Annotated in this window: 14 protein-coding genes; 2 read left to right on the top strand and 12 right to left on the bottom strand. The window is 38.9% G+C overall.

Annotated elements, in window-relative coordinates:
* Positions 1-9: 9 nt before the first annotated feature.
* The 9 genes from ACY2A0_RS05235 to ACY2A0_RS05195 form a co-directional block, all read right to left on the bottom strand.
* Positions 10-402, bottom strand: coding sequence for a group III truncated hemoglobin (locus ACY2A0_RS05235; RefSeq protein WP_461788501.1), 393 nt, complete (start codon positions 400-402; stop codon positions 10-12).
* A gap of 140 nt (positions 403-542) precedes the next feature.
* Entirely contained in the window at positions 543-1,583 is a 1,041-nt protein-coding gene (locus tag ACY2A0_RS05230; protein WP_461788500.1) for a DUF2157 domain-containing protein, read from the bottom strand.
* A gap of 42 nt (positions 1,584-1,625) precedes the next feature.
* Positions 1,626-3,851: a cation:proton antiporter domain-containing protein gene (locus ACY2A0_RS05225; RefSeq protein ID WP_461788499.1), complete on the bottom strand. Its 2,226-nt coding sequence runs from the start codon at positions 3,849-3,851 to the stop codon at positions 1,626-1,628.
* Between the two features lie 467 nt (positions 3,852-4,318).
* A complete protein-coding gene (locus ACY2A0_RS05220; protein ID WP_461788498.1) occupies positions 4,319-5,290 on the bottom strand; it encodes a bifunctional riboflavin kinase/FAD synthetase in 972 nt (323 codons plus the stop codon).
* 144 nt (positions 5,291-5,434) lie between these two features.
* On the bottom strand, positions 5,435-6,301 hold the full coding sequence (locus tag ACY2A0_RS05215; RefSeq protein WP_461788497.1) for a YitT family protein: 867 nt from the start codon (positions 6,299-6,301) through the stop codon (positions 5,435-5,437).
* Positions 6,285-7,025 carry a tRNA pseudouridine(55) synthase TruB gene (gene truB / locus ACY2A0_RS05210; RefSeq protein ID WP_461788496.1) on the bottom strand — a complete coding sequence of 247 codons (741 nt, stop codon included), beginning with the start codon at positions 7,023-7,025 and terminating at the stop codon, positions 6,285-6,287. The genes ACY2A0_RS05215 and truB overlap by 17 nt, the downstream gene beginning before the upstream one ends.
* Positions 7,026-7,068: 43 nt before the next feature.
* On the bottom strand, positions 7,069-7,863 hold the full coding sequence (locus ACY2A0_RS05205; protein ID WP_461788495.1) for an undecaprenyl-diphosphate phosphatase: 795 nt from the start codon (positions 7,861-7,863) through the stop codon (positions 7,069-7,071).
* Between the two features lie 68 nt (positions 7,864-7,931).
* Positions 7,932-8,159 (bottom strand): DUF3098 domain-containing protein, encoded by a 228-nt coding sequence (locus ACY2A0_RS05200; RefSeq protein ID WP_461788494.1) that lies wholly within the window; start codon positions 8,157-8,159, stop codon positions 7,932-7,934.
* Positions 8,159-9,037: a cell division protein FtsX gene (locus tag ACY2A0_RS05195; protein WP_461788493.1), complete on the bottom strand. Its 879-nt coding sequence runs from the start codon at positions 9,035-9,037 to the stop codon at positions 8,159-8,161. The genes ACY2A0_RS05200 and ACY2A0_RS05195 overlap by 1 nt, the downstream gene beginning before the upstream one ends.
* A gap of 320 nt (positions 9,038-9,357) precedes the next feature.
* Here ACY2A0_RS05195 and leuS point away from each other — a divergent pair, with 320 nt between their 5' ends.
* Both leuS and ACY2A0_RS05185 read left to right on the top strand, forming a co-directional pair.
* Positions 9,358-12,180 (top strand): leucine--tRNA ligase, encoded by a 2,823-nt coding sequence (leuS, locus tag ACY2A0_RS05190; RefSeq protein ID WP_461788492.1) that lies wholly within the window; start codon positions 9,358-9,360, stop codon positions 12,178-12,180.
* Between the two features lie 242 nt (positions 12,181-12,422).
* Positions 12,423-14,867 carry a TonB-dependent receptor gene (locus ACY2A0_RS05185; protein ID WP_461788491.1) on the top strand — a complete coding sequence of 815 codons (2,445 nt, stop codon included), beginning with the start codon at positions 12,423-12,425 and terminating at the stop codon, positions 14,865-14,867.
* A gap of 163 nt (positions 14,868-15,030) precedes the next feature.
* On the opposite strand, the gene ACY2A0_RS05180 is transcribed toward ACY2A0_RS05185, so the two are convergent.
* From ACY2A0_RS05180 to ACY2A0_RS05170, 3 genes are read right to left on the bottom strand one after another with little or no spacing between them, the layout of a single operon-like run.
* Entirely contained in the window at positions 15,031-16,377 is a 1,347-nt protein-coding gene (locus tag ACY2A0_RS05180) for a deoxyguanosinetriphosphate triphosphohydrolase (protein ID WP_461788490.1), read from the bottom strand.
* 36 nt (positions 16,378-16,413) lie between these two features.
* Positions 16,414-17,250 (bottom strand): patatin-like phospholipase family protein, encoded by an 837-nt coding sequence (locus ACY2A0_RS05175; RefSeq protein ID WP_461791283.1) that lies wholly within the window; start codon positions 17,248-17,250, stop codon positions 16,414-16,416.
* Positions 17,250-18,236, bottom strand: a complete 987-nt coding sequence (locus tag ACY2A0_RS05170) for an alpha/beta hydrolase (protein ID WP_461788488.1) — start codon at positions 18,234-18,236, stop codon at positions 17,250-17,252. The genes ACY2A0_RS05175 and ACY2A0_RS05170 overlap by 1 nt, the downstream gene beginning before the upstream one ends.
* Positions 18,237-18,338: the final 102 nt, after the last annotated feature.

Raw genomic sequence — 18,338 nt, 5'->3', positions numbered from 1 at the left:
TTATTAAGGCTAGAGTAATGGCTTAGCGTTGTTGTTTCGGTAATACTCAATTTTATACATGAACATCTCTGCCATTTTATAGCCTCTCCATTTAGCTTCGCTGGCTTTTTCTCCCGCAAAAAACTCATCTATGGTGCCATTCCAAATTTGTAGCCAAGTATCAAAGTGAAGTGCTTCTACAGGTAGTTTTGCATGTGGCGGAAATGGGCTGCCCGAGTAGGTATGTACTTCAAGCAGCACAGTTTGCCAAAAGCGGTACATCTTTTCCAGATGTTCAGGCCATCGGTTTCCTATGCGCTCATTAAAAATTGGCCCTAGAAGTTCGTTCTCACGAATACGACCGTAAAATGTATTAACTAATAATTGGATATCGTCTAAATTGCTGATGTCTGCGGCTGCCATTTCAAATGATTATGATACAAAGATAGGGCATGTAGTGTTGTAAGTGCTATGACTAACGTCAGGATTTTAGTTAAGCGTTATCAGTTGGCAGTTGTCAGTTAGCAGTTATCAGTTTTCAGTTAGCAATGGTCAACGATCAATTATTTCTTCATGAATTCTAAACTCCATATTTTTTCTGCCTTACGGCCGATAAGTACAAAGGAGACACCTAATACCGTGAAGAAGATAGCCTTATGCCAACTGTCCCAGAAATATTCGAAGTAACGGGTGTACAAATTGATGAAAAGAAAAATGATTCCGAACTCCCTGAGCATAGCATCGTTTTTTTTAAGCCCAATAATGATGGCTATTACACAAAAGGCCGCTGAAATGATTGCCCAATAGAACAAAGAAAGCTGATTGATGGTGTACCATTCATCCAAACTGCCATAGTTGCCAAAAATCGATAATAAAAGCAAGGAAGTGAATAGATATAACAGTCCAGCAAAATAGGATACGTCAAAAAAGTACGATAGCTTTTTGCTTCGGTTAAGGAGTAGTGAGCCAACAGTTACTATCAGGCCAAAGAATACAAAACGAAGTGGATAGTTTAAACCTAAAAAATACCAGTTCCATTTAGATAGGTAGCCAGTTTCGGTGCCAAACCATGCGCCAAAAGCGAGTAACGCAAAAGTCCAAATCAATCTAGATTTGAAGAAATAAGCCAGTGTTAAATACACCAATACTGATAGGAGAATTAAAATGGAGAAGTGATTGCTGCCATTATCAATGGCTTTGCCTAAATAGGCCACCGCATTTGCTGTTAGCATTACACCCGAAAAAATGATGGCTTCGTTGCTGAAAACATTTTGTGGCTTCAATTTTTTCTTACGAAAACCCCATATGTAACATGTGGCCGCTGCAATGGCGGAAATTAAACTAATTACAATATTAGGCGTATTGTAAAGGTTTTTTAGGTAATTAAGTAGGGATTTATCAACCAATAATGCACTCAAAGCAATTACGCCACAGGCCATTGCAATCCAAAAAGAGTATTGCGCTAATCGGCGCCAATCAAACGTTTTGGATTGGTAGCTTGCCTTTAACTTTAGGATATCGGCGTGATCAAGCAGTTTTTCAGATTGCCAGTAATCCAGCATTTCATCCAAAAACTCACTTTTATCCTGATCTATTTTTTTCATAGGTTTTGATAGTTTGACCTAAGTAAATATAGTCTTCTCCATTTATTTTAGCAATTCGGGAATGCGTTTGTTGTTTCCCACAATCCAAACAATATCCTCATTTTCAAATACTAAATTCGAATCGGGATTTAAAATACGTTGGCCATTGCGCTCAATGCCAACTACCAAACCTTGAGTTTTTTCACGTATCCCACTGTTACGAATGGTTTGCCCAAAAATTGGTGACTTGCTGTTGATGACAATTTTTTGCAGCGACATATCCTGCTTCGGGAATGTGTTTTCGTCTTGTGCGGCTAAATGATCGCCTTCGAATAACGGTTTCACGCTAGCCAGTTGATCATCAGTTCCAATAACTAAAACTTTGTCGTTTGGATAAAGTCGTTCGTTTGCTTTAGGTGTGGGAATCATGATTTTGCCACGTTCAATCATGGCAATGTTAATGCCGTATTTTTCGCGAACTGCCAAATCAATTAAGGTTTGCCCCACTAATTTTGATTCGGGCGCCACGGTAAGCTCCAATAAGTGGGTATCCCAAGGCAAAATTTCAGGTTGTTTTTTAGCCGCTTCCCTAGCGTTAAGGTTGTAGAAAAATCGGTTCTCCATGCGCTCGTAGAAATTTTGCAGCTTGCGTGAAAATATCACCATTACCAAAACAATCAATCCAAGTGCAATGCCTGCCGCTACCCAAGTATCGAAAAATCCGTACATTAAAAAGCCTACAAAAAACACACCTAGGGCAATTCTAAACACCTCGATAGCGATAAGTGGACCACGGGTATATTTCTTATTCAGCCATAAGTGCGAATAGGCGGTTTTTTCGATCCTGCGGATGGATAAAGCCCATAAAAATGGCGCCATAATTAGGAACGAAACAATAATGCTAATAATAACACCATTGGTGCCGTTAGTAATGTTTTTCGTAATAAATGGATGCAGATATCTTGTAGTGAGTACGACAATAGCGATAATGATTACCGAGTGGGTAATGGTGTTTACGATATACGATCTTAAAAGTATTTTCCAGTCGCTGAGCGTAGTGATACCTTCTGTACTGTTGCTATATCTGCTAATGGCATCCAACCATTTTTGAGGAAGTATTTTTTTTAATAGGTTGTAGAAGTTTTCCGAGTATTTGATGAGATATGGGGTAGTAAAAGTAGTTACCGCAGATACTGCAACGGTAATTGGATAGAGAAAGTCGCTGGTTGCTTTTAGCGTTAAGCCAAGTGTTGCAATGATGAATGAGAACTCTCCAATTTGGGTTAAACTTAATCCCGTTTGTACGGATGTTTTAAGCGGTTGCCCAGATAAAAGTGCCCCGCTGCCTGTAGTAATTAATTTACCTACAATGGTTACACCTGTGATAATGAGGATTGGTTGCCAGTAAGCTAATAGAATTTTTGGATCGATAAGCATCCCAACAGATACGAAGAATATAGCGCCAAACAAATCCTTTACTGATTTTGTCAAATGCTCTATTTTTTCGGCCTGTGTAGTTTCTGCTAATATGGAGCCCATGATAAATGCGCCCAAGGCCGGAGAAAAACCCACTTTAACCGCTAAAATCACCATCACTAAACACAAAGCGAGTGAAACCACCAACAGCATTTCGTCGTTCATTAATTTTTTTGTGAATTTTAAGAAAGAAGGAATAATGAAAATCCCTCCTAAAAACCAAAGAATTAGAAAGAAGCTGAGTTTCAAAATGGAAACAATCATTTCTGCACCTTCAAATTGCTGACTCACTGCAACGGTGGTTAGCAATACCATGATTAAGATGGCTGCTAGATCTTCTACAATAAGTGCCCCAAATACCAATGTTGCAAATTTTTTGTGCTTCACACCTAGTTCGTCAAAAGCTCTGATGATGATAGTAGTAGAAGAAACCGAAAGAACTGCACCGAGGAAAATACTGTCCATGGTTTTCCAGCCCATCAAACGGCCAACAAAGTAGCCAATTAAGCACATGCCTATAATTTCAACTAATGCCGTGATGGACGAGGAACCGCCAACTTTTACCAGTTTTTTAAAGCTGAACTCCAAGCCCAGACTAAAAAGCAGGAAGATTACTCCAATTTCGGCCCAAATGGTAATATTTGCACTATCGGCAACGGTAGGCATAAATTTAAAATGTGGCCCTACCAAAAGTCCGGCAATGATGTAGCCTAAAACTAAAGGCTGCTTGATTTTTTTGAAAATGATGGTGGTAATTCCACCGGCGGCAAGTATCAGTCCTAAATCTGAAATAAGTACAGGTAAGTGTGTCATCTAGCTAAAAAAATGTAATTGGTGTCGAATGATTCTCTTGTATCGTATTTTACAAAAGAGCTTACCAAAAAGCATGTTTAGGATAAATGTGATTGAAGATAGCTAATTTAGAGATGTTGTTAACGAAGCGATTGTATGCGCTGTTACTGCTTAAAACATCTATTGAAGGAAAGCAGTTAACGTTGAGAAATAGTTTAGGAATAAAGTTTGATATGACCGATAGCCTAGCCTTTTGCTGATGGCGTTTGAATTTTGTTTCAAATAAGTTCTTCTTTTTTGAAATCGGTTTTGAAGCTTCAATAAATGTTGTAGGCGCATCCGAGCCGCTAAAATTAACCTCCTTAGCAGCTATTGACGTACAACATAGGATTAGCCATCCGCAGAACAACAATATCGCCCTCATAGCTCACAAAATACGAAAAAAAGCCGAATTTGACCATTTTACTTTCAAAAAATGGCCATGAGATCTATCTTCCTTCGAAAAAAGCTAAGGTGTTCGCCTTGTCTTGCTGCAATTGCTTGGTAAGTGCCTCTAAACCGGTAAACTTCACATCGTGGCGTAAAAAAGCCAAGAAATTCATTTTGATATTCTGTCCATAAATCTCTCTGTTGAAATCAAAGATATTCACTTCGATATTTCGGGTCATGCCGTTAATGGTAGGTCGCTGACCAATGTAGGCCATACCTTTAAAGGTTGATGGTTTTCCGTTAAAGTCGGTATCGTCACTTTTCGCTTCAGTTTCCAACTCTACAGTGACGGCATAGATGCCATCGCTAGGGATCAGCTTATAAGTTTCAGGAACGAAAATATTAGCCGTTGGGAAACCAATAGTTCTTCCAATTTTATCGCCTTTAATTACCGGTCCGTAAATAGAAAACGCATAGCCCAAATAATCGTTAGCCAAAGCAACATCGCCATCTAGCAACGCTTTTCTGATTTTAGTTGAGCTAACGGCTACGTCATTAATATCCTGCTCTGGAATTTCCTCCACGCTGTAGCCATATTTATCGGTATTTTCTACTAAAGTTTGAATGTTGCCCAATCTATCTTTACCAAATCGGTGGTCGTAGCCAATAATGATCTTCTTAGTGCCTATGGTATCTACCAATATTTTTTTGATGTATTCATCGGCACTTAAATTAGAAAAATCCCTAGTAAAAGGAGTAATGATCAAATGATCTACACCTAAACTAGCTAAAATCTGTGCTTTTTCATCCACTGTGTTGATCATTTTCAGTTCCTGATTTTCAGGGTCAATAATCATCCGCGGATGCGGGAAAAAAGTAAGTAAAACACTTTCACCGCCTGTTGATTTGGCGAGTTCGCAAAGTCGTTTGATGATTTTCTGGTGTCCAAAATGTATACCGTCAAAAGTACCAATGGTGACAACGGCATTCTCCAATTTTTTAAACTCCGAAAGTTGGTTATATATTTTCAAAACGTATAAAGCTTATTGTTTACCACATAGGAACACATTGTTTCTAATTTTACTATTAGATCGAACTTTTTACATTCCTCCACTGTCTATTCGCTATTTCATTACTATTAAATGTGCTATGTGTTGATGTGGTTTCATTTTACATTAATGGAAAGCCTGGCGTTTAACCACACCACCTTTCAAATCTGCTATTTGTTGTTGTACAATAAACGCATTAGGATCAATATCGTTTGCTTTGTCTTGTAACTTACTTAATTCAAGCTTAGTTACTACCGTATAAATAATATCGATATCTTTTTTCTCTAGATATCCGCCCTCTCCTTTATAGATGGTTACGCCACGTTTCATGTCGTTAATGATAAAAGCTTTGATAGCCTCATTCTCTTCAGAAATGATAGTTACTCCAGTATAAGCTTCCAGTCTGTTCACAATAAAATCGATGGTGTTTGTGGCAGATAAGTAGGTAAGTATCGCATACAAAGCAGTATCGATATTGATAAAATAGGCTGCAAATAAGAAGATGATGATGTTTAGGATGAAGATGATATTACCAACCGTCAACTGACTTTTTCTACTGATGTACAGGGCTAAAACTTCTGTGCCATCAATTACACAACCACCACGCATAGCTAAGCCTATACCACCACCCAAAAAGAAGCCACCAAAGAATGCAATCAGTACTTTTTCGTGGGTAATAGGTTGGAAAGGGATGAGAATTAAACAAATGGAAAGCGCCGCAATAGCAATTGATGTTTTAAGGGCGAATACCCTACCAATTTGTTTGTAGCCCAAAATGATAAATGGAATGTTGATAACGATAATAAGGTAGGATAAATTCCATCCTGTTAAGGTGCTCACTAATAGAGAGATACCGGTTACTCCGCCATCAATGAAATGTTCGGGCATTAAAAAGCTCTTTAGACCAAAACATGCGGAAATTACTCCCATGCACATAAAAAGAATTTCTCTGGCTAAACGTTTACCGTCTATTTGACTAGGCTTTTGCGTCATTTTCAATTTTGGTTTTTGCTTGTTCTTTCTTATTGCGAAGATAAGCAATCAAATCCTTGAGCTCAAATGCGTTGCTTAACAAAAAATTACCGCTGCGGGTACGTGTTAATTTAGATAGATAGGCCCCATTATCAAGTGCCTTTCCAAAATCTGAAACCAACGAGCGGATATAAGTTCCTTTACTGCAGACTACCCTAAAATCTATTTCTGGCAAGGCAATTCTTGTGATTTCGAACTCTCTGACCGTAACAAAGCGCTTTTTTAGCTCTACCTCTTCCCCCAAGCGAGCTTTTACATACAGGCGTTCGCCGTTAACTTTCACTGCTGAGTGTGCTGGTGGGTATTGCGAAATATCCCCTTTGAATTGATTGGTTGCTTGGTAAATCTGCTCTTCGGTGATTTTTGAGATGTCGCAGGTTTGATCTACTTCTGTTTCCATATCGTAAGAAGGAGTAGTTGCACCCAGCACTAAAGTTCCAGTGTACTCTTTTTCTTCCGCTTGGAAAGTATCAATTTGTTTGGTAAGTTTTCCGGTGCAGATGATTAACAAGCCTGTAGCTAGCGGATCTAAAGTTCCAGCATGGCCTACTTTTAATTTTTGAGGTTTTAAGGAGTTGCGGATTTTGCCAACTACATCAAAGGATGTCCATTGGTAGGGTTTGTTAATGAGCAATAACTCGCCCTCGGCAAAGTTAAATTCCGGAAATGTTGTGTTTTCTTGCAATGCAATAATTTTTTGCAAAGGTAACAAAATGGGGCAGGAATGATTATAAAATTGTGAGCTCTACACCAGCAAAGTACAATCCTAAAATCAATAATGCTACCACAATTCGATACCAACCAAAAACGCGAAACCCATGCTTCGTTAAGAAACTGATGAAAGATTTAATGGCAATAATGGCAACTACGAACGCAATCACATTTCCGAATAGTAAAATCTTAATGTTTTCGGCATTGAGCAACTCGTAACCTTTAAGTAGTTTATAACCCGTAGCGGCTACCATGGTTGGCACTGCCAAAAAGAATGAAAATTCGGCTGCAGCACTTTTAGTCAGTTTTTGTTGCATGCCGCCAATAATAGTTGCAGCACTTCTGCTTAAACCAGGAAAACATACCGCTAACACTTGATACAAACCAATTTTAAACGCAGTTGCATTGGTGATTTTGCTTTCCTCGTCAATACTCGGGTTTTTAAATACCTTATCAATAAATAGTAATACGATACCTCCAAATAATAATACCACAGCAATGAAAATAGGGCTTCCTAACTTGCTGTCGATAAAATCGTTCAGTAAATAGCCAAAAAATAAAGCTGGAATGACGGCGATAGCCAACTTTACATAGAAGGCAAAACTGTTTAAGTTGACGAACTTTTTCCAGTAAACAACCACTACCGCTAGGATGGCACCCAACTGTATAGCGATGGTGAATAGCTTTACGAAATCATCTTGAGCAATACCCATGATGGAGCTGGCAATAACCATGTGGCCAGTTGATGATACAGGTAGAAACTCTGTTAATCCTTCAATAATGGCAAGGATAAGTGCTTGTAGATAGTTCATTATCTAATTACGATTGTAGATCTGCGATTGTTGACTAATTAGCTTGTCGATTTCGCCTAACGATATTTTTATTTCTTCAGTACGGCATAAACCCCGAACCCGAATCCTGCAAGCACTACTACTGGTGCAATTAAGGTTCTTCTGGTATCGTAAATGTCACCATCAGCGCCCATCATTAAAAGGAAGCCAAGTACAACAATACCTATGCTAATCAATAGCAGCTGATAATTTTTTTTGGTAAAAACCAATTCATCTTTTTGATCCTGCGTTGCAGTTGTATTTTTTTTATCTGCCATTATCTGTATAAGTCGTAAATTTTTAAACGTAAATATTTGCTTACTGCAAACCAAGTGCTAATCGCTGTAATAAAAATTCCAATTGCCACTAGACTAACGAAAACTAATCCAAATTCATTGAAGTTTCTTAAAATCACAATTTCTGGTAATTCTTTTTGTGCATAATAAAGCAAGCCTAACAGAATGATAATTGCAATAAACGAAGCAATAATACCATGTAGCGCCGCTACTAAAATGAAGGGTTTGCGAATGAAGTTTTTGGTAGCGCCTACCAGCTGCATACTTTTGATCAAAAAGCGCTGCGAAAAAATAGCTAAGCGTATGGTGTTGTTAATTAAAGCAATGGCGATTACCAATAAAATGGCAGCAAAACCTAAAACAATTAAGCTGATGGTATTGATGTTTTTGTTCACCATGTCTATCAGCGAGCTTTGATAAACCACTTCTTTAACAATTGGATTTTTTTCGATGTTTTTCTTTAGCGCATCAATGTTTTGGTTGTTGGCATAATCTGCTTTCATGTAAACATCAATGGTAGAAAGTAAAGGGTTGTATCCTAAGAAGTTAACGAAATCCTCCCCTAAATCTTTGGTGAGGTTATGCTGTGCAACTTCTTTGTTGACATATTGCGTTTGCTTTACCGCAACATTGTTATCTAAACTCTTTTTAAAAGCAAGTACTTCAGTTTCTTTAGCGCCTTCATCCACAATAATGTTAAGTACAATGTTCTCTTTCACATAATTGGATAGATTTTTAGCATGTACTAATATCAAACCCAACATGCCTAGCATCAATAGCACCAAAGCAATACTGAAAATAGTAGAAACATATACTGTTTTGGTTTTTTTTGCCGCCTGACTTACTTCAAATTCTTCCATACGAGTTAATTGTTTCTGCGAAAATAAGGAAAGATAACCTAAAACTTAAATTTAATGATGGCTTAATTGCTCAATTGTTTGTGGTTGCTAGCCAGTAAAGTTGTAAAAACCTGAGCTAAATTGGATGTAGTTTAACATTCTTTAACGGTTGGAGTGTTTAGTTGGGAAGACCGGAAGTCAGTAAGACTGGAAGTCCGAAGATCACGGCTGATTCATGCTATCATTCACTCACTCGTTTTATCAATTCCTCATTCAAAATTCAATAATTCTACAATCGTAAATTTCCTTACCTTTGCACTCTATTTACAAACAGCATATCAATGGATTATCAATTTAGAGAGATAGAGCAAAAGTGGCAAAAATATTGGGCAGACAACCAGTCGTTTAAAGCCGAAGCAAATTCAGACAAGCCGAAATATTATGTGTTAGACATGTTTCCGTATCCTTCGGGTGCAGGGCTGCACGTTGGACACCCGCTGGGCTATATCGCTTCTGATATTTTCTCAAGGTACAAACGTTTAAAAGGTTTTAACGTGTTGCATCCAATGGGTTACGACTCATTTGGCTTGCCGGCTGAGCAGTATGCTATTCAAACTGGTCAGCATCCAGCGGTAACCACCGAAACTAATATTAATACTTACCGCAGACAGCTCGATCAAATTGGTTTTTCTTTTGATTGGAGTCGCGAAGTGCGTACCAGCGATCCTGCTTATTACAAATGGACACAGTGGATTTTCATGCAGTTGTTCAACTCGTGGTACAATTTGGAAACCGACAAGGCAGAGCCGATATCCACCCTTATTCATAAATTCAATGAAGCGGGCAGCGCCGATGTAAAGGCTGCTTGTGATGAGGATACCAAAACCTTCTTACCTACCGATTGGGCAACTTTTACCGAAGAGGAAAAACAGGAAGAATTGTTGAAGTACCGCTTAACTTACTTAAAGGAAAGCACGGTGAACTGGTGCCCAGCATTGGGTACGGTGTTAGCTAACGATGAAGTGAAAGATGGCTTTTCAGAGCGTGGCGGTTTCCCTGTAGAGCAGAAGAAAATGATGCAGTGGAGTATGCGAATTACTGCTTACGCCGAGCGTTTGTTGCAAGGTTTAGATACCATCGATTGGCCAGAGCCGATGAAAGAAATGCAACGCAACTGGATCGGCAAGAGCGTTGGTGCCTCTGTTAAGTTTGCAATTGACAATTCTCAGTTTGCAATTGACGGAACTGAAAACTCGAAACTGAGAACTGAAAACTATATAGAAGTTTTCACCACTCGTGTAGATACCATTTTTGGTGTTTCTTATTTGGTATTGGCGCCAGAACACGAATGGGTAGCTGAATTGACAACCCCAGCGCAAAAAGAAGAGGTAGAGGCTTACATTGCCCAAACTAAAAAGAAATCGGAATTAGACCGTATGGCGGATGCTAAAACAGTTTCTGGAGCTTTTACGGGGACTTATGTAATTAATCCGGTAAGTGGCGAGCGTGTACAATTATGGATTGCTGATTATGTGTTGGCAGGTTATGGTACGGGTGCCGTAATGGGCGTGCCAAGTGGCGACCAACGCGATTGGTTATTTGCAACTCACTTTGGCTTGCCGATCATCCAAATTTTAGATAGTCAGAAGGATATCGACCAACAAGCTGATCCTACAAAGGAAGGCAGATACATCAATTCGGGCTTCATCAACGGCATGGAATACAAAGAGGCGGTTGCTTTCTTAAATCAATGGTTGGAAGAGCAAGGTGTGGGTAAAGCTAAGATTAACTACCGTCAACGTGATGCTATTTTTGGTCGCCAGCGTTACTGGGGCGAGCCAATTCCAGTATACTTTAAAGATGGATTGCCTTACTTGTTAAAAGAGGAAGAGTTGCCATTGTTGCTGCCAGAAATTGATAAATATTTGCCAACTGAAACTGGTGAGCCACCATTGGGCAGGGCCGAAGGTTGGAAATATGAAGGTAAATATGAATACGAACTTTCCACCATGCCAGGTTGGGCAGGTAGCAGCTGGTACTGGTACCGTTACATGGATGCGCAAAATGACAAGGCGTTCGCATCAAAAGATGCTGTAGATTACTGGAAAGATGTGGATTTGTATATCGGTGGTTCTGAACATGCTACCGGTCACTTATTATACAGCCGTTTTTGGAACAAATTTTTGAAAGATCTAGGTTTTGTGCAGGAGGAAGAGCCTTTCAAAAAGCTGATTAACCAAGGGATGATCCAAGGTAGAAGTAACTTTGTTTATCGTGTTGTTGATGAAGAAGGAAGAGGAACAAATACTTTGGTATCTGCTGGCTTAAGAAAAGATTACAGAACTATCGCTTTACATGTAGATGTGAATATTGTAGAGAATGATGTTTTAAATATTGAAAAATTTAAAGCTTGGAGAGATGAGTTTGCAAATGCTGAATTTGTCTTAGAAAACGGCAAGTATGTTTGCGGTGTAGAAGTTGAAAAGATGTCTAAATCTAAATTCAACGTTGTTAACCCAGATGTGTTAATTGCACAATACGGTGCAGATACTTTACGCATGTACGAAATGTTCCTAGGTCCTTTAGAGCAAAGTAAACCTTGGAACACCAACGGTATTGAAGGCGTGTTTAAGTTCTTGCGTAAGTTTTGGCGATTGTTCCACAATGAGGCTTGGGAATTTACCGTAAGCGATGCGGAACCAACCAAAGCAGAGCTGAAATCATTGCATAAAATCATCAAAAAAGTACAGGACGATATTGAACGTTTCTCTTTTAATACTTCAGTATCTAGCTTTATGATTGCTGTTAACGAATTAACAGACTTGAAATGCAATAAACGAGCAATTTTGCAGGATTTGGTAGTGGTATTGGCACCATATGCACCTCATATTTGCGAGGAACTGTGGTCGTTGTTAGGCAACAAAGATTTGTCTACAGCGCAATATCCAGTATTTAACCCTAATTATTTGGTGGAAGATGAGTTTGCTTATCCAATATCTATCAATGGCAAAATGAAAATGAATTTGAACCTTAGCTTAACTTTAGAGGCTAAAGATGCAGAGCAAGCGGTGTTGGCTAACGAGCAAGTTCAAGGGTTTTTAAATGGTGCTACACCTAAAAAAATCATCTTCGTAAAAGGAAAGATTGTAAATATTGTGGTTTAATCACGACGAGCAAGACTTACGAAGTTTCGAAAACTTCGTAAGTCTCAAGTTGAAAATCCCAAATGAGTTTAAGGCTTGTTTGGGATTTTTTCATTTTTAGTAACAATCCATTCGCCGCTCAAAAAATACCATTCACCGACGAGTTTCTACTAGCGGTAAAAAAATGCTTTAGTAGCCTTGTAACAAAATATACCTTTGGTAGACTAATACGTACAAACAACACAAAGAAATTATTAACTCTGATGAAAAAACTACTACTAATTTGTGCCGCTTTACTGATGATGATTAATGCGAAGGCTCAATTCCCTATGATGGGAGGCGGGGGCAATGCAGCACCAAAAGTGACAGGGCGTATATCGGCTACCATTTTAGATTCGTTAACCAAGCAACCTGTAGAATACGCTACGGTTTCTTTAGTGAATGCGAAAACTTCCAAAACAGTAAATGGAGCTTTAACAGATAATAAAGGTAAAGTATCTATCCAAAACGTTGCACCTGGAGAGTATAAACTGGTGGTGGGCTTTATCGGCTACACTTCTAAAAATGTGATGGTGAAAACCACTCCGGAAAAACCTGATAACAACATTGGTAACGTGTATTTAGCTGGAACTTCTAATACTTTAAACCAAGTTACTATTGAGGGAAAGAAAAATATCGTAGAGAATAAAATTGACCGTATGGTTTACAACGCAGAAGCCGATGCAACCAATGCAGGTGGCGATGCCACAGATGTAATGCGTAAAGTGCCAATGCTTTCTGTAGATATCAACGGTAATGTACAATTACGTGGAAGTGCGGTTAGGGTTTTAATCAACGGTAAACCATCAGGAACAATGGCTAATAGCGTAGCTGATGCTTTGAAAATGATTCCTGCCGATCAAATCAAAAGTGTAGAGGTGATCACTAATCCATCTGCTAAATATGAAGCAGAAGGTTCAGGCGGTATCATCAACATTATTACTAAAAAGAGTAATGCCGAGGGCGTAAGCGGTTCGGTAAACGCATCTGCTGGTACTCGTCAAAATACGGGTAACTTTAACTTAACTGCAAAATCTGGTCGTTTTAGTGCTAACACCGCTTTAGGGGGTATGTATGCTTATCCTCAAGATTCGAGGGTAGTATTCTTTAACCAACTGCCTCAACGTCAACAAGGAAGCGTTACCGTTCCTGCGTCAGAAGTATTGCAGGATGGAACTTCAGCTTGGAAACGCGAAATGTTTAATGGAAGTTTGGGGTTAGACTACGATTTCAACGCTTACAATAACATTAGTACTAACGCAAAATATAATAGATTTTATAATGGCGGTCCGGGTTCTTCTTTAATAACAACAAGAACTGGTGGTACGGTAACTAATGGTACTAACACTAGTAGCACCGACATGACCAACAACAATCTAGATTGGAACTTAGACTATAGAAAAACTAGTAAAAAACAAGGGGAAGAATTCTCTATAGCTGGACAGCTAACTCAAGGTAGAAATATCAATGATTTTTCCAACAACATTAATGGGAATTCGTTGACAGCAAGTACAAACACTGGTAAAAATAGAGAGTATACTATTCAAACCGACTATGTGTACCCATTTTCTAAAACGGTGACATTTGAAGTTGGAGGTAAAGGGATTTTCAGAAATATCAATAGTGAATATGGACAAGGTTCTGGAAAGATATTCGATTACGATCAAAATGTAGCTGCTGCCTATTCTACCATAGCGTTTGATTTAACTAAGAAAATAAAATTTAAAGGAGGGGTGCGCTCTGAGTACACCGCTATCGAATATAATGACATTAATGGCAATCCGATCAAAGACGATTATCTGAATTTGTTTCCAAATGTAGTTTTGTCACAAACTATTAATGGAATGACTACCATTAAACTAGCATATAACAAAAGGATTCAACGTCCAAGTTTGGCTTATTTAAATCCGTTTAATAACCAATCTAATCCAGTAAATACGTTCCAAGGTAATCCTGATTTAGCTCCTGAGTTAAGCCATAACATAGAGCTTGGTTATTCTACTTTTATTAAAGGTTCTATGATCAATGCATCTTTATTCTACAGAAATACACGTAATGTAATTGAGAACACATTTGATGCAGCAGCTGGAAGTGTTACTTCTACTACGTTTACAAACGTTGGTAATACCAGCAGCTTCGGTGCAAATTTATTTGGCTCCTATAACCCAACACCAAAATGGACATTGATGAGTAATATTGCGGTAAATACTTATGAAATTAGAAACAGACAGAATTTACAAGGTATGAATGAAGGTACTTATATTAACTATAATTTCTTCATGCGCTCTGCTACTGCTTTCAAAGGTGGATGGAATTTAGAATTGTTCGGTGTGGTAAACTCACCTCGCTATACTTTCCAGAGTAAAACAGATCCAATGTTCTTTTACGGAGGTGCCGTTAAAAAAGACATCATGAAAAAACAAGGAACCATTGGGTTGAATTTATTGAATCCGTTCAATAGGGATTTACATATTAAAACTGAATCTCAATCGGCGGCTGCCTTCCAAACACAAAATATCTACTATCCGCTACGTCAAATTGGCTTAAACTTTAGCTACAAGTTTGGTAAGTTGAAGTTTACTGAGAAAAAGAAAATCAAAAACGACGATATTAAGCAAGACCAACAACAAGGCGGCGGTATGGGCGGCGGCATGGGTCAAGGTAGATAAGTAAAAAATAAAAAGTAAAAAATGGTCGGTGCTGATGAAGTACCGACCATTTTTTATACTGCTCGTCCTTGCGAGGTACGAGGCAATCTTAAAGCGAAATGTCTAGATAACTATAGTTGTAAGATTGCTTCGTACCTCGCAATGCGTTTTATTAACGAATGTACTAAGTCACCGATGGAAACGAAATTCCTTTAATCTTTCCATACAACTCCACAGCATACAGGTCAGTCATGCCTGATACAAAATCCAAAACGCTTTGTACCCTCGAATACAGATCTGTTCTCTCGGTATGGAACTGTTTAGGAATTAGTTTTACCAACTTTTTATAATAGTGGGTGTCGTTATTTACTAGTGCGGGAACAAACTCTTCCAACAAACCTGCCATTACTTTATAGCCTGATACCTCTTTGGCAATCACCGACTGGAAATTATATATTTTCTCCACTGAGATTTGCTCAATTTTTTTCCAAGCAGTTGCATAATTTTCAGGTAGAGCATCAGTTAGGCTCTTATTAAATATACCACTAAGTATTTCTTTCTGAGCGGTGTAAAAAATAGTCGAGCACTCGTAAATTAAAGTGCTGATAGCTTTCGCTCTTAATAAACTCACCTTGGCATCATCATCCTCTAAATCATCATTTAGCCGCGTTTCCAACTTGTCGCTATTGCACAAAGGCAGCAATAAGTTTTTAACCTCTTCGAAACTCAAGATCTGCAATCGATGCGCATCTTCCAAATCAATAATTCCATAGCAAATATCATCGGCTGCTTCCACTAAGTAAGTTAAAGGATGACGAAAATATCCCAATGGGCTGTCGTTGTCCTTTATCATTCCCAGTTCATTGGCAATTTTTCTAAAAATCTCTTTTTCCGATTGAAAAAAGCCATACTTTTTACGATGTAGTTTTGATTTATCGCCACCAATAGCAGATTCGCAAGGATATTTGCCAATAGCGGCTAAAGTAGCATAGGTGAGGGCATAAGCGCCATTTCCTTTCCCTTCAAAAGGATGTGTTAGGATACGAATAGCGTTGGCGTTACCTTCAAAATTGGTAAAATCTTTTTTCTGGTGTTCTTCCAACTGATCGAGGTAAAACTTGCCCTCGCCGTTAGTAAAATATCTTGAAATGGCTGCCTCGCCTGAGTGTCCAAACGCGGGATTGCCTAAATCGTGGGCTAGGGCTGCAGCAGCGACAATATTGCCTACCTCACTCATTAAAGGCACTTCGATATCAATATTAGGGTTGTCTTTTTTGGTTTGGTTGTAGAAAATCCGTCCTAATGACCTGCCTACGCTGGCCACCTCGAGGCTATGCGTTAGCCGATTGTGCACAAATACACTGCCTGGTAAAGGAAATACCTGTGTTTTATTTTGTAACCTTCTAAAAGGCGAGGAGAAAATCAGTCTGTCGTAGTCTATTTGAAACTGCGATCTTGCATCGTCATTGTCACGAATTGCTTTGTCTTCGTGTCCCCAACGTTTTGCCGAAAGCAGGCTTTGCCATTCCATCATAAAAAGAAAATTTATACTTGGCGCAAAGGTACATTAATTTGCATTTAGCTTGCGGCTTGTTTTGGCTTTATGGTAAGCCTGTTTTCCCATTTCTATCAATTGTACAGATTTGTGAAAATCAAAAGTTCCGCAAGCATTTCTAGGTACTTCTACAACCAAATCGGGCTGGTAGTGCTCAATAGTAAGTTGTGCCAGCCTATCTTGTGTAAAATCGTATGAAGTGTTCATTAAATCAAAAAAGGATATTTTAGGCGTGTTTTTCCAATAGCGTTGCAACCAGCTTTGATTTTTCTCTTTAATTTCTTCGTTAACCGCTAGTGTGTTTTTTCCATTAATATTTACTGCAACCACAATGGCGTCACTACGTTTTTTGATCACGTTAATAGGTAATGGGTTAAGAACCCCACCGTCTACCAACACACTGTTGTTTTCAATTACTGGTGTAAAAACACCGGGGATGGAAATGGTAGATCGTAGTGCAGCAAACAAATCGCCTGAGGTATAATGTACTTCTTCCATCTGAATCATATCCGTAGCAATGGCGGTGAACGGAATTTTAAGTTTTTCAATTTGTTGGTCGCCAGTAATTTTAGCGATAAGTGTCCAAATTTTTTCGCCTCTTACAAAACCACGGCTATTAAATGTAAAATCAACCAAACTAAAAACATTGCCGCGAGTTAAGCTAGCTAGCCAATTCTTGTATTCGCCTAAAAAGCCAGCACAATATAATCCGCCCACTACCGCTCCCATGGAGCAGCCAACCACTTCGCAAATTTCATAGCCGTCATTTTCTAACTGTTCAATTACGCCAATATGTGCTAAACCTCTGGCGCCGCCGCTCCCTAAAACCAATTGTACTTTTTTCTTCATTAACGTGTTGCTGTTAGTTTTTCTGCAAACTTGCTGATGGCATTTTCAACTCCTTTAACATCTTTAGAGGTAATGTACGATCCTATCACGTGATTTCCGGCGTTCGGTAAGGCGACTTTCTGTTTTTCAGTTGCAGGTGTGCCCAACTCGTCAAACATTTTTAGCATAGCTGATACTTTTACCACGGGATCCTGTTGCTGGTCGTTTTTATAATAGTAGAGAAGTAAAACCGGTTGCTTTACACGCTCAAATGTAGCTTTATTCATGCTACTCTCCAGCATTTCCTGTAACTGCACTACCGACTCCAAGCGGTAATGGCTGTACCAATATCTCTTATAAATCGGCGTTTTTCCTGTTAAAAAGCGTTCGTCGCTCCCAGTTACCAAATGAGCAATTTGCAAACCCCAAGGATTGTTCAATAACCAAGCTTTACTGTCGTTAATGGCAATGTTTGGAGATAGCAAAATCAGACTATTGACATCTGGATAGGCCGCTGCAAGTTGTAGCGCTAGTGTTCCGCCGGTGGATGTGCCTACCAAAATCACCTTTTTACCCAGCTTCTTGCCAATTGCCAGTGCTTCTTTAGCACTTTCCCAAAGACGATCCGCAGTGAGGTATTGCATTGGAGCAATTGTATCAATGCCATGATCTGACAATCTACTGAGATACAGATTGGCGTGAATAGCTTTTGCAAAGGTGAAATGCACAGGATTTCCTTCCTCTTTTGAAGCTGAAAACCCATGTAGGTATACCACCGCATATTCGGTTTGCTGATGTGCGCTATCTGCCCAAACTATTTCAGCTTCATTTCCAGGCTTTATTTGGTGTCTACTTTCTTGATATTTGACGTAGGAAACCAAAGAATCGATGCTCGGAACGTGCGGCATTGAAACATCATATTTTGGTTTGGACGGACTAGGTCCAAGGACATAAATCGCTCCTAAAAGAACGATGATAACAAGGAGTATTTTTAAAATTACTTTCATTGGCCTGAGTTGTTATGTCAGTGAGCGGTATAAATGAATAAATGGAGCGCCTATTTCATGTGAATAGTTGAATTAAAAATACGCTTTTAATAGAAATTCAAC

This window comes from Pedobacter sp. (genome assembly GCF_965249885.1).
Taxonomy (GTDB): Bacteria; Bacteroidota; Bacteroidia; order Sphingobacteriales; family Sphingobacteriaceae; genus Pedobacter.
The sequence above is the reverse complement of the archived record's forward strand: the minus strand, read 5'-3'. Positions and strand labels throughout refer to the sequence as shown.

Bases quoted from the DNA above. Each gene is read 5' to 3' on its own strand.
- ACY2A0_RS05195 (WP_461788493.1), bottom strand. From the start codon at position 9,037: ATGGAAGAATTTGAAGTAAGTCAGGCGGCAAAAAAAACCAAAACAGTA.
- ACY2A0_RS05215 (WP_461788497.1), bottom strand. From the start codon at position 6,301: ATGACGCAAAAGCCTAGTCAAATAGACGGTAAACGTTTAGCCAGAGAA.
- ACY2A0_RS05170 (WP_461788488.1), bottom strand. From the start codon at position 18,236: ATGAAAGTAATTTTAAAAATACTCCTTGTTATCATCGTTCTTTTAGGA.
- leuS (WP_461788492.1), top strand. From the start codon at position 9,358: ATGGATTATCAATTTAGAGAGATAGAGCAAAAGTGGCAAAAATATTGG.
- ACY2A0_RS05180 (WP_461788490.1), bottom strand. From the start codon at position 16,377: ATGGAATGGCAAAGCCTGCTTTCGGCAAAACGTTGGGGACACGAAGAC.
- ACY2A0_RS05185 (WP_461788491.1), top strand. From the start codon at position 12,423: ATGAAAAAACTACTACTAATTTGTGCCGCTTTACTGATGATGATTAAT.
- ACY2A0_RS05225 (WP_461788499.1), bottom strand. From the start codon at position 3,851: ATGACACACTTACCTGTACTTATTTCAGATTTAGGACTGATACTTGCC.
- ACY2A0_RS05175 (WP_461791283.1), bottom strand. From the start codon at position 17,250: ATGAAGAAAAAAGTACAATTGGTTTTAGGGAGCGGCGGCGCCAGAGGT.
- ACY2A0_RS05230 (WP_461788500.1), bottom strand. From the start codon at position 1,583: ATGAAAAAAATAGATCAGGATAAAAGTGAGTTTTTGGATGAAATGCTG.
- ACY2A0_RS05235 (WP_461788501.1), bottom strand. From the start codon at position 402: ATGGCAGCCGCAGACATCAGCAATTTAGACGATATCCAATTATTAGTT.
- ACY2A0_RS05205 (WP_461788495.1), bottom strand. From the start codon at position 7,863: ATGAACTATCTACAAGCACTTATCCTTGCCATTATTGAAGGATTAACA.
- ACY2A0_RS05200 (WP_461788494.1), bottom strand. From the start codon at position 8,159: ATGGCAGATAAAAAAAATACAACTGCAACGCAGGATCAAAAAGATGAA.